Annotated in this window: 12 protein-coding genes; 5 read left to right on the forward strand and 7 right to left on the reverse strand. The window is 57.3% G+C overall.

Annotation, left to right across the window (positions count from 1 at the left end; translation table 11 throughout):
- Positions 1–69 precede the first annotated feature (69 nt).
- A complete protein-coding gene (locus tag NW842_RS13440; RefSeq protein WP_414330989.1) occupies positions 70–528 on the forward strand; it encodes a molybdenum cofactor biosynthesis protein MoaE in 459 nt (152 codons plus the stop codon).
- A 6-nt stretch (positions 529–534) separates the two neighbouring features.
- Here the strand turns inward: NW842_RS13440 and NW842_RS13445 are convergent, their stop codons facing one another.
- On the reverse strand, positions 535–1467 hold the full coding sequence (locus tag NW842_RS13445) for a bifunctional riboflavin kinase/FAD synthetase (RefSeq protein ID WP_414416134.1): 933 nt from the start codon (positions 1465–1467) through the stop codon (positions 535–537).
- 33 nt (positions 1468–1500) lie between these two features.
- On the reverse strand, positions 1501–1986 hold the full coding sequence (locus NW842_RS13450; protein ID WP_414390435.1) for a CGLD27 family protein: 486 nt from the start codon (positions 1984–1986) through the stop codon (positions 1501–1503).
- Positions 1987–2170: 184 nt separating this feature from the next.
- Here NW842_RS13450 and NW842_RS13455 point away from each other — a divergent pair, with 184 nt between their 5' ends.
- Positions 2171–3187 (forward strand): FHA domain-containing protein, encoded by a 1017-nt coding sequence (locus NW842_RS13455; RefSeq protein ID WP_414418235.1) that lies wholly within the window; start codon positions 2171–2173, stop codon positions 3185–3187.
- A gap of 149 nt (positions 3188–3336) precedes the next feature.
- A complete protein-coding gene (hpxZ, locus tag NW842_RS13460; protein WP_414332295.1) occupies positions 3337–3774 on the forward strand; it encodes an oxalurate catabolism protein HpxZ in 438 nt (145 codons plus the stop codon).
- On the opposite strand, the gene NW842_RS13465 is transcribed toward hpxZ, so the two are convergent.
- Positions 3726–4838, reverse strand: a complete 1113-nt coding sequence (locus NW842_RS13465) for an ATP-dependent 6-phosphofructokinase (RefSeq protein WP_414344504.1) — start codon at positions 4836–4838, stop codon at positions 3726–3728. The genes hpxZ and NW842_RS13465 overlap by 49 nt on opposite strands.
- Positions 4839–5325: 487 nt before the next feature.
- Here NW842_RS13465 and NW842_RS13470 point away from each other — a divergent pair, with 487 nt between their 5' ends.
- Positions 5326–5685 (forward strand): pentapeptide repeat-containing protein, encoded by a 360-nt coding sequence (locus NW842_RS13470; protein ID WP_414344503.1) that lies wholly within the window; start codon positions 5326–5328, stop codon positions 5683–5685.
- A 29-nt stretch (positions 5686–5714) separates the two neighbouring features.
- Here NW842_RS13470 and coaD read toward each other — a convergent pair whose 3' ends face one another.
- From coaD to bchB, 4 genes are all read right to left on the reverse strand, one after another.
- Positions 5715–6194 carry a pantetheine-phosphate adenylyltransferase gene (gene coaD / locus NW842_RS13475; RefSeq protein WP_011433776.1) on the reverse strand — a complete coding sequence of 160 codons (480 nt, stop codon included), beginning with the start codon at positions 6192–6194 and terminating at the stop codon, positions 5715–5717.
- A 20-nt stretch (positions 6195–6214) separates the two neighbouring features.
- Positions 6215–6550 (reverse strand): divalent-cation tolerance protein CutA, encoded by a 336-nt coding sequence (gene cutA / locus NW842_RS13480; protein WP_414344501.1) that lies wholly within the window; start codon positions 6548–6550, stop codon positions 6215–6217.
- 61 nt (positions 6551–6611) lie between these two features.
- Positions 6612–7616, reverse strand: coding sequence for a UDP-glucose 4-epimerase GalE (galE, locus tag NW842_RS13485; protein WP_414418236.1), 1005 nt, complete (start codon positions 7614–7616; stop codon positions 6612–6614).
- Positions 7617–7670: 54 nt separating this feature from the next.
- Positions 7671–9203: a ferredoxin:protochlorophyllide reductase (ATP-dependent) subunit B gene (gene bchB, locus NW842_RS13490; RefSeq protein WP_414418237.1), complete on the reverse strand. Its 1533-nt coding sequence runs from the start codon at positions 9201–9203 to the stop codon at positions 7671–7673.
- Positions 9204–9867: 664 nt separating this feature from the next.
- On the opposite strand from bchB, the gene NW842_RS13495 reads away from it, so the two are divergent.
- Positions 9868–10170: a Mo-dependent nitrogenase C-terminal domain-containing protein gene (locus NW842_RS13495; RefSeq protein WP_414373944.1), complete on the forward strand. Its 303-nt coding sequence runs from the start codon at positions 9868–9870 to the stop codon at positions 10168–10170.
- Positions 10171–10725 lie beyond the last annotated feature (555 nt).

A 10725-nucleotide genomic window follows, 5' to 3' on the forward strand; every position in this document is an offset into this window, starting at 1 on the left:
GGTAGTAATCCGTACTGAACATATTATACATTATTTTCAGTATAGTTGAGCTTATTATTGACTAGAGTCATGCTCCTGACCGTCCTGAAGACTTCCTTCCAGATCACCCTGGCTCCCCTGTCCATCGACCGTGTCCACCAAGAGGCCTCCCATCCGGGCAATGGAGCTGTGGTGGTGATGAGCGGCACTGTTCGAGACAACACCAATGGCCGCCCTGTCGATTACCTGGAATACCAAGCCTATGAGCCCATGGCTCTGAAGGTCTTCGCCGATATTGCCCGACAAATTCAGCAGCGCTGGCCAGATGCCAACAGTGTGGTCATCCACCACCGCATCGGCAAGCTGCGCATTGGCGAGATCAGCGTCTTGGTGGCGGTAGGCACCCCCCATAGGGCCGAAGGGTTTGCCGCCTGCCAATTTGCCATCGACACCCTCAAGCACAACGCCCCCATCTGGAAAAAAGAATACTGGCGAGATGGCACCAGCGCCTGGGTGAGCCTTGGCGCTTGCGAGCTCTCTTCGGCATAGATCCCCCTACACCATACCCACTTGCTCAGCCAAACCCAATTGCTGGCGGGCTGTTTGGCAATCTTGCTGAATTTGCTGAATCAAATCTGCCACCGTGGGAAATCTCCGCTCTGGGCGGATAAAGCCCCGTAGCGCCACCCGCACCTCTTGCCCGTAGAGATCTCCTGTCCAATCCAATAGATGCACCTCGACGGTGTGCTGTAAACCGGCAAACGTGGGCCGATGGCCAATGTTCATCACCCCAGGTAGAGCTGCCGCAGCAGCAGGCACATCCACCCAAACGCTGTACACCCCATCGCGGGGCAAAAACTTCTCCGGAGGCAAGCGGAGGTTGGCGGTGGGAAAGCCCAGTTGTCGGCCCCGCTGATCCCCTTGCACCACCTCTCCCATCAGACGATAGGGGCGACCCAAGAGCGCTTCGGCAGTGGACACCTCCCCAGTCGCCAGGGCAGCTCGAATGCGAGAGCTGCTCACCCGTTCCCCGTTGAGTTTCGTCTCCGGGATTACCTCCACCGGAATGCAGCGCTCGGATCCCCAAGCCTGGAGCGTTTGGGCGTTGCCGGAGCGACGGTGACCAAAGCAAAAATCCCAACCGACGCTGAGATGGCGAACGCGCAGGCCCTGTTCAAGTACCGTTTGGATAAACTCTTGGGGGGGCTGGCAGGCAAATGCAGGGGTGAAGGGGAGCAGTACCACCTGCTCAAAGCCCATTTGCGCCAACAGATCCAGCTTTTCGGCAGGGGGAGTGAGCAACAGCTGAGGCCGCCTCGTCAAGACTTCCTGGGGATGGGGATGAAAGGTGAGGACAGTACGTACCCCCTGAAGAGAATCTCGAATCGGCTGCAGCACCTTCTGATGGCCCAGATGCAAGCCATCGAAGTTCCCGATGGCCACAGCGGTGGGTCGCAAGGTTTGAGCCAGATCAGAAGTGATGTGCACTGTCCGGGATCCTAAAAACAGCCAACCAACTGCCTACCCCAGAGGCCACAGCAGGGCCACCAACCCACTCAAGCCCACTACGCCCCACAAGCTCCGTCGCAGGCGCTGCAACACAGGATCAATCTGATACCTGACAATCAGCCGATGCTGAGCCAGCTCCTCTTCTGACTTGGCATACATCGCCCCATCGTACCAGCCACTTTCTTCATAGGGAATCTGGGCTTGTACCAAGCGCCGCCGCACATAAGCCCATCCCAAGTAGAGATGGAGCAACACCAGGCCGAGCAAGACATTGGCCCCCAGCACCGACCCAGAGACAAAGTGGCCCCAATCTCCGGCAAAGCTGCTCCAAACCAGCGGGGAAACCGCCAGCACAACAGCTCCCCAAACCCCAAAGATTCGTTTTAAGTAAGGGATCCACCCCAAAGCAGGCCAGGAAAAAGGAAAGGCTTCCCTCAGCTCTGCATATTGCCGGAGCGGCTGTTGCTCAGCGGGAATGGGATGGAAGGGATCCAGCATACGCCTTAACGTATCTACACAAAATGATATCGGTCGGGTTGGCCCCCCGCCAAGCCTATCCTCAGACCTCCATCTCTCGACGAAGACAGCCTAGAAATCCAGCCCAGGCATCTTCCCGATCAACCGAAGGGGAGCGGGGTATCGTATTTATTAAAGTGTGGTCGCGTCTACAACTTATCCCATCATGAGCGTCACGAGCGAATCTGCCGCCACTGCCGCACCCTATGTAGTCTTAAAAGAGCCGGATGGCAGCCAAAGAAAACACGTTCTCTCGGGAGCGACCGCTTGGACCCTAGGCCGCGATGAAGACAACGCCATCGTCTTGAGCGATCCCAGCGTTTCCCGCCAACATGCCCTGCTGCAATACCTCGACAACAACAGCATCTATCTCATCGATCTGGGCAGCCGCAACGGCTCGTTTGTCAACAATCGCCGCGTCAGCATTCCCACCCTGCTGCAGGATGGGGATCACCTCACCCTTGGACAATCCCAGCTCGAGTTCCACAGCGGATCCCTGGCCAGCTCAGAACCCAGCCCCGCGGCCAAACCTTCGGACACCCTGGTTTTACAAACCCGCTGGCTGATCTCGGTGGCGGTGGTCGATGTGCGAGGGTACGGACAACTGACTCAACAACTGGACGAGCGCCTGCTTTCCCAGGTGATGGGAGATTGGTTCCGGCGGGGGGGGGATATCATTCAGCAGTACGGGGGCACTGTCGATAAATACATTGGCGATGCGATTATGGCCGTTTGGTTCCATGTGCCCCAAGCCAACACTGCTTCTCTGGGCACGGAAGTGCCGGGAATTCACCTCGATGTGAAGTCGGTTTTGCAGGCCATAGCGAAGCTGTTTCAAATGACCGAGCAACTGAACGGTGAGTTTCCGCTGCCTTCTCCCATTCGTCTGGGGGCAGGGGTCAACACAGGCTCGGCAATCGTGCGCCAGGTGGGCAACAACACCCGCCAAGAATATACGGCTCTGGGAGATACGGTGAATTTGGCCTTTCGCATCGAGAGCGCTACCCGCACCCTCAACGCCGACCTGGCGATCAGCCAGGACACCTATACCTGCTTGGCCAAACAGCTGGGGCAGGCAGCCGCCTGCTTCTCCCATCAGGCTGTGGAGATGAAGGGGTATGCCCACCGCCATCAGGTGTACTACTGCGATGTGCGGTCTTTGCAAGCCGTTCTCAGCCCCTAGACTTGGATCCGACTACCCAGAGACGTCTTGCCGCTGTCTGCTGTCTGACAGAGCAAGGTGGGGGATCCCGCTGTTCTTTTAGAACCTCCTGCTGCTCCTTGAGCCGATAAGATGGCAAGGCCCATTTCGACTGCACAAGAGCCTGGCCCATGACTCTGGTCAATCGCCCCGAGGTGGTGGCAGAGCTAACCGAACTCTACCATCAGTACGAAGCTGCCCTGACGAGCAATGATGTGCCCACCCTGAACCGCCTGTTTTGGGATGGCCCCCAGGTGGTGCGCTTTGGTGTGGGGGAAAATCTCTACGGGGGAGACGAGATCAAGGCTTTTCGCCAACGGCGTCCTCCCACGAATTTGGCCCGCGAGATGCTGCGTTTGCAGGTAGTCACCTTTGGGGCGGATTGCGGCTCGGTCACCTTAGAGTTTCGCCGTCCGGTGAACGGGATCCCTCGCTTGGGCCGCCAAAGCCAGATGGGGTACAGGTTCCCCGATATCGGCTGGAAGATTGTCTCTGCCCACGTGTCGTTTTTGCCGGAAGATCAGGGGGAAATGCTGCGCAAAAGCTGCGGATCCACCTCGCCCACATAGGTATTCAAGCCAATGGCTGTGGCGATCAAAGCCCCGTCCACCTCCACCCGCCGATACTGGGAGATGGCCTCTGCCAGGGGTACATCCACCACCCGCCGATTTTGCCAGGCCACCATGCGGTCGTATTTGCCTTGGGCGATCAAGTCCACAGCAGCCACCCCAAAGGCTGCTCCCAGCAGGCGATCCAGAGGAGAAGGCGTACCTCCCCGCTGCAGGTGGCCCAAAACCATAACCCGGGTTTCGATGCCGGTGCGCAGGGCGATCTCATTGCCGATGTAATGGCCAATGCCGCCGTAGAGAGACTGCCCCAGGCTGTTGGTGTAGGTCACCGGCTCCCCCGACTCGGTGCGAACTGCCTCCGCCACCACCACGATGCTGAAGTTATTGCCCCGCTCTTTGCGGTCGCGGATTCTTTTGCAGACATTCTCCAGCTTGTAGGGAATTTCCGGGATCAAAATCACATGCGCCCCCCCGGCAATGCCAGCGCTGATGGCAATGTGGCCAGCATCCCGCCCCATCACCTCCATGACCATGACTCGGCTGTGGCTGATGGCCGTGTAGGTGAGCTGATCTAGGGCTTCCACAGCCACGCTCAGAGCTGTGTTGAACCCCACCGAATACTCGGTGGCACCGACATCGTTGTCGATGGTCTTGGGGATCCCGACAAAGTTCCAATCCCCCTGCAGGGCCAGTTGCCGGAGAATGGCCAAGCTGCCATCCCCCCCCACCCCGATCAGCGCATCCAACCCAAGCCGGTGGTAGCCGGTGATCACTTCTGCCGAGCGATCCACCAAGCTGCCGTCGGGCATAGGGTAGGCGAAGGGGTTGCCTTTGTTCACGGTACCCAAGATGGTGCCGCCGTAGCGCAAAATGCCGGAAACCCGCTTCACATCCAGCAGCTCCGCCTCCACCGGTCGAGCCATGAGCCCTGCCGTCGCATCTTTGATGCCATAAACTTCCATGTCGTAGTCGCGGGCCCGCCGCACCACCGCTCGAATCACGGCGTTGAGGCCGCCACAATCGCCGCCGCTGGTGAGGATCCCGATTCGCTTACGTTTGGGCATAGAGCTCTAGTTAAAGAAAGGTGAACATCCTGAACAGAGATAAGGGTCTATATCGCTTGCAGAGAATCCCTACTCAATCGCAAACTACGGATGTGATCCAGTCGATCATTATCCCAATTATCTTGGTTCAATCAGCTCTGGAGAAACACCTTCTGGTTGGGGGAGTGCTGAAAAAGAAGAAATTGAGGGATCCATACAGCCCAGCAAGATCAGGTCAGCTTGCGTTCCCGGTGGGGTTTGGGGTTGGCGATCAAGCCCAGCCGTTAAGCATCCTTCACAAAAAGAATTAAGAAACATTGCCGCACAAGCTGCCGATTAGGAAAGACTTCTATATCTCTGAGGATAGATCTTTCCAAAAAAACTTGGGGGCAACAATCCACTCAAAAACTGAAATCATTTGTTAAGCAGGGATGATCAAAACCCGGCCAACCCGATGATAGGGATGAGGATAGAGATAAGGCATCCAGTCTGATTTGGGAGCAGTACCATGACTCAAACCATTGCCCAGTGTGCTCTACAAGGGGCCTCAGAGTTGCTCAGCCGCTACCAGCGGGGAGAGCGCCATTTTCCCCAGTCCTGCTTGGAGTATGCCTTCTTGAGGGGGGTCGATCTGCGAGGGGCCAATCTCGAGGGATCCGATTTGCATGGGGCTAACCTGCGCTACGCCAACCTGCGGGGCAGCAATCTGGCGAAGGCTGATCTGCGCTGTGCCGACCTGCGCTATGCCGACCTTGAGGGAGCCTGCTTGGAAGGGGCCAATTTGAGGGGATCCCTCTACAATCACAGCACCTGCTTCCCGGTGGGGTTTGATCCGGTGACGGCAGGGATGCAGCCCTTTGAGTTCTGATTGGGGAAGGAGAGGGGATCCCTGAGCCCTCAGGCCAAGGGAAAGCGCTCCCGCAAATCTCGAATCACCGGAGCGGGCACCAGATGATCGATGGGGCCGCCCAGCTTGGCGACCTCCTTCACCAGGCTGCTGCTGACAAAACTGTGCTCGCTGGCGGTGGCAAGGAACAAGGTTTCCAGTTCGGGAGCCAAAAGCTTGTTGGTGTGGGCCATTTGCAGCTCCACATCGAAGTCCGACAAGACTCGCAAGCCGCGCACGATCACCTTTGCCCCCCGTTGACGGGCGTAGGCCACCGTCAGACCTGAAAACGTATCAACCTCAACATTTTTGAGATGGGCCGTGGACAGGCTAATCTGGGCTTGCCGCTGCTCTGGGCTGAACAGAGGGGTTTTGTTGGGGTTTTTCAAGACGGCGACAATCACCTTAGAAAAGAGACGACTGGCTCGCTCGATAACATCGAGATGTCCAAGGGTAATGGGGTCAAAGCTGCCGGGGTAGAGGGCGATCATGGCCAACCTCGTGCTATTCCTCAGCCTACCTGGTCTCGGGCCCAAGCCAAATAGGTTGTGCTCACTTGAGTGGCTGCCAGAGCTAGGATCTCGGGCTCAGCGTAGGGGTGCAGCTCTCGCAGCCGTTGTTCCAGGCGGGGATAGGCAGTTGCGGGCAATTTGAGCAGGATGAGGAACTCGGCATCGGCCTGCAGGGATCCCTGCCAGCGATAGTAGGACGTGATCCCGGGCAAGACCTGGGCACAGGCCACATAACGTTCGGCCACCAGGGTATGAGCCAAGCGATGGGCCTCGGCTTCGGATCCCACCGTGGTCATGACAACCGCGAGGGTATCGGGTGTGATCTTATCGTCCATGCGGGGCAGTGGTTAACCAAGCGGTTCCTCCCTATCCTATCGCCCGCCAAGTTAGACGCTCCTAGCTCAACGGGGGCCTAGATTTGCCGAAATAGGGCCGCTTCTGGTGCCAGCGCCAGGCAGTTTGAATGATCTCGGCCAAGTCGGTGTAGAGAGGTTTCCAGTTGAGATCCCGAAAGATGGCACCGGCATCGCCCACCAAGCGCGGGGGATCCCCAGGTCGACGTGCTCCCATTTGCACCGGGATCCGCTTTCCGGTCACGGCTGCTGCGGTGGCAATGACCTCTTTGACGGAAAAGCCTTGGCCATTGCCCAGGTTGTAGGCTGCTGGTACGGGTCGGCCAGAGGCCAGCGCTTCTACCGCCAACACGTGGGCTTGAGCCAGGTCGGTGACGTGAATGTAGTCGCGGATACAGGTGCCATCGGGGGTATCGTAGTCATCTCCAAAAACCGTGATGTGGGGACGTTGGCCGCCGGCGACCTCCAACACCAAGGGGATCAAGTGGGTTTCCGGGTCATGGGCCTCCCCAATTTCACCATCGGGATCGGCTCCGGCGGCATTGAAGTAGCGCAGGCTAATGGATCGGATCCCGTGGGCAACCTGGAAATCTTGCAAGATCTGCTCCACCATTAGCTTGCTCTGGCCGTAGGGGTTGATGGGACGTTGCGGATGACTTTCGGGAATGGGAATCCGCTCTGGCACCCCATAAGTGGCACAGGTGCTGGAGAACACTATGTAAGGGATCCCGTGATCTCGCATGGCCTCCAGCAAGTTCAGGGATCCGGCCACATTGTTGCGGTAGTATTTGCCGGGATCCTTCACCGACTCGCCCACATAGGCATAGGCGGCAAAGTGGATCACCCCTTCCGGGCGATAGTGTTGGATGACTTGATCAAGCCGCTTCCGGTCGGCGAGATCCCCAATCTCCAACGGCCCCCAGCGAACTGCCCAGGGGTGCCCGTAAACCAAGTTGTCGTAAGTGATGGGCAGATGGCCAGAGGCCGCCAGAGCTTTGCAGGTGTGGCTGCCGATGTAGCCCGCCCCGCCGGTAACCAGGAGACGCATACGCCAGCTTAGATAGGGATCGCACCCAGGGTAAAGGTTGTCAACGGGATCCCTTCAAGCTCCAAAAGCTTCTTTGGCGGCGTACATGACCTCCACACTGATCTCGGTCAAGCCTCGTTCGCGGGCAAATTTTTCGGTGTTGCGTTTAACCTTGCCGCGCACAAAGCCGGGCACCTTGTTCAGCTCCGCCTGGGCTTCCCGCGTCCAGATGAGGTCGGAATCGGCGCTCAGGCTCTTGTGAATCACCTCCTTGGTGTCGTGGCCACCGAAGATCTCCAACAGGTGATCTTCCATGCCCAGGGTAAAGGAGTTGTAGATCAAGTCCACAATTTGGTTGGCGCCCTCGTAGCCCAAAAAGGGCCGGTAGCCGATAGGGAAATCCTGCACGTGGATGGGGGCCGAGATGACCCCACAAGGGATCCGCAGCCGTTTGCCCACATGCCGCTCCATCTGGGTGCCGAAAATCGCAGCAGGTTCCGCCTGGGCAATGGCGTCCGCCACGCGGGTGTGATCCTCCGTCATCAAGATCTGATCGCAATACCCTCCCACCTCTGCCTGGAACCACTCCCCATCGTAGGTGCAATAGCTGCCCGCCCACACCACGTGGATCCCCATCTCGCGGGCCAGGATTTTGGTGATGGCCGCCGCGTGGGTGGAATCCCCGAAGACCACCGCTTTTTTGCCGGTTAGGTTTTGGCAGTCGATGGAGCGGGAAAACCAGGCCGCTTGGGAAATGTGCAGCGTTTGCTCCTGGATGTAGGCTTCGTAATCGACAGGGATCCCTTGCTCGTTTAGGATCTGCTGGATCTGGCGGATGAAGCGAGCCGTTTCCACCACCCCCATCGGGGTGATCTCAATGTAAGGCATGCCGAATTCCTGCTGCAGATAGCGAGCTGTCATCGGCCCCAGCTCCCGGTAGGGCACCACATTAAACCAAGCCCGCCCCAGGTGTTTGAGATCGTGGACACTGGCCCCTTGCGGGATCACCAGGTTGAGCTGGATCCCCAGATCCCGCAGCAGCACCTTCAGCTCCCGCAGATCGTGGGCATTGTGAAACCCTAGGGTGGAAATGCCAAGGATGTTACAGGAAGGCCGCTCCGTCTTTTGGGGCGAGTCGTTCAGCTCCCCCTGTTTGCGAGCTTTGGTGATGTAGAACTCCACAATCTGGTGCAGGGTGCGATCTGCTGCCTGCAATTCGTTAACCCGGTAGTGGTTGACATCTGCCAGCATTACGTCGCAGCGACTGGCCAACTGGGCCTGCCGGACAAAGTGATGCAGATCTTCCTGCAAAATGCTGGAAGTGCAGGTGGGGGTGACGACGATCAGATCCGGGTGCTCCTCCCCGTCTTTGCGGACGATGTTGCGAATCACCTTTTCGTCGGATCCCCGCGCCAACACCTGCCGATCGACAACGCTGGTGGTCACCGGGGTAAAGTTCCGCTCTCGCTCCAACATGGAACGCATCACGTTGAAGTAGTCGTCCCCAAGGGGGGCGTGCATGATGCTGTGAACATTTTTGAAAGAACTGGCCACCCGCAGCGTGCCGATATGGGCAGGGCCAGCGTACATCCAATAGGCCAATTTCATGGGCAGCCTCTCAAGAAAGCCAGAGACAAAATCAAGGATCCCAACCCACCGCCGGATGTGCACCCGCTGGGAATCTCTCCTGGCATTGTAGAACGCTCAGCAGCCGGCATCCCTTGGCTGTCATCCTCCGTAACTCCCAACCGAGACGCTCCCAAGCCAAACTCGATCAAAAGAAAAACAACCCTGCCAAGGCAAGTGTGATTACGGGGATCCCCCTACTCCGCCCAAAGGGCTTGTTCCATCCTAGAAATAGGAGCGATGGATACCCATCTGGCTCCAGAGCCCAAGCTGAGGAACTTCAGGGATCCTGACAGGGAATCGGCTGGTGGACAAGAGCAGAGGAGTTTTTGTATTTTTCGTTACATGTTAACTTTTGGAGACAAAACATGTAGCTCTACAACGTTGAGCAGAGATTCTTGTTTACAGAAGCAAGCTTTCCGTTGGAGAAGGCAGACTAACAGAGGGAAGAGAGATGGCTAATGTTTCCCTCAATACAAACTCGACACAAAGCATAAGAATTGTCGATTATTGACGATTTCATGCGCCGTAATCGATCAAAGGTTGCTCCTTCTTCAAAGGTAAAGGTGTGAGGTGAAAGCTTATGGGTTCCACAACGATTTCTTGGCAACGTGCTCGCAGAGCTCCTCAGGAGCTGACCGGTTCCATGACTTCCGTGCACTTCAAACCTACAACTCACCTGCGCGACTGGTTGCAGGCTCCATTGCGTCCCATTCAATCGGCTATGGATAACTTTAGCATCCGCGATCCACGCTTGGCCCATTTCCTTTGCCAGTGGATCCCGGCCCGCTGCCCCTTTGAGCGAGATGTGGTGCTGTTTGGCCATAAGGTGATGCACATTCCGCCCATGTGTAAGCTCAACCCCCTCTACGACCAGGTGGCAGGGCTGCGCTTCCGGGCTTTGTCGTTTCTGGCAGAACGGGGGGAAGACATTAGCCGTTATGTGTAGGATAGGGGAACGCGGTCAATTCTGGCGGGGATCAGGATTGGGGCAACTACATTTTAGTAGTTGCAAATCCTCAAGCAACTGGGGTATGTCTGCCTAGATAATGGAGTCTGGATAATTGAGTTATAGTCGCTTCAGGTTAGGGTGAGACGCCCAGGCCATTGAGAGAAGCCTTCTGGCTCTATGAATTCAACGTTTTGGGTGCGGGTGCAGTGTCCTAGTTTGAGCGGAAACCAAGGACTCCGTCCCGCTGTCGCGAGGGGATGTGACACCACTTGCCCATTGCTGTCGGTGTAGAAGCTGGCCAGACCCACATCCAACCCCACTACCTGGCCGGTGTACCCTGCCTGCTCTACCCACACCTAAGGCCTTGAATGCACCTGATCGTGGGGCCTTTCTTGGCAGCCCAGGCATCTCGCCCTAAACTGAAACGGCTATGGATGCAACTTCACTGTTGCCGCCAGGGAAACAACAAGAAAATCCCCCGGCATTGGCCAGGGGATCGTCTGCTTTTGTCAAGCCGTCAGGTCAGACCATCAGCCACGCACCGCAGGCGCC

This window comes from Synechococcus sp. R55.4, assembly GCF_047461935.1.
Classification (GTDB): Bacteria; Cyanobacteriota; Cyanobacteriia; order Thermostichales; family Thermostichaceae; genus Thermostichus.

What these genes read in the sequence shown, in the direction of transcription:
- NW842_RS13440 (WP_414330989.1), top strand. Translation starts at nt 70, where the DNA reads ATGCTCCTGACCGTCCTGAAGACTTCCTTCCAGATCACCCTGGCTCCC.
- NW842_RS13450 (WP_414390435.1), bottom strand. Translation starts at nt 1,986, where the DNA reads ATGCTGGATCCCTTCCATCCCATTCCCGCTGAGCAACAGCCGCTCCGG.
- NW842_RS13455 (WP_414418235.1), top strand. Translation starts at nt 2,171, where the DNA reads ATGAGCGTCACGAGCGAATCTGCCGCCACTGCCGCACCCTATGTAGTC.
- hpxZ (WP_414332295.1), top strand. Translation starts at nt 3,337, where the DNA reads ATGACTCTGGTCAATCGCCCCGAGGTGGTGGCAGAGCTAACCGAACTC.
- NW842_RS13465 (WP_414344504.1), bottom strand. Translation starts at nt 4,838, where the DNA reads ATGCCCAAACGTAAGCGAATCGGGATCCTCACCAGCGGCGGCGATTGT.
- NW842_RS13470 (WP_414344503.1), top strand. Translation starts at nt 5,326, where the DNA reads ATGACTCAAACCATTGCCCAGTGTGCTCTACAAGGGGCCTCAGAGTTG.
- coaD (WP_011433776.1), bottom strand. Translation starts at nt 6,194, where the DNA reads ATGATCGCCCTCTACCCCGGCAGCTTTGACCCCATTACCCTTGGACAT.
- cutA (WP_414344501.1), bottom strand. Translation starts at nt 6,550, where the DNA reads ATGGACGATAAGATCACACCCGATACCCTCGCGGTTGTCATGACCACG.
- galE (WP_414418236.1), bottom strand. Translation starts at nt 7,616, where the DNA reads ATGCGTCTCCTGGTTACCGGCGGGGCGGGCTACATCGGCAGCCACACC.
- bchB (WP_414418237.1), bottom strand. Translation starts at nt 9,203, where the DNA reads ATGAAATTGGCCTATTGGATGTACGCTGGCCCTGCCCATATCGGCACG.
- NW842_RS13495 (WP_414373944.1), top strand. Translation starts at nt 9,868, where the DNA reads ATGACTTCCGTGCACTTCAAACCTACAACTCACCTGCGCGACTGGTTG.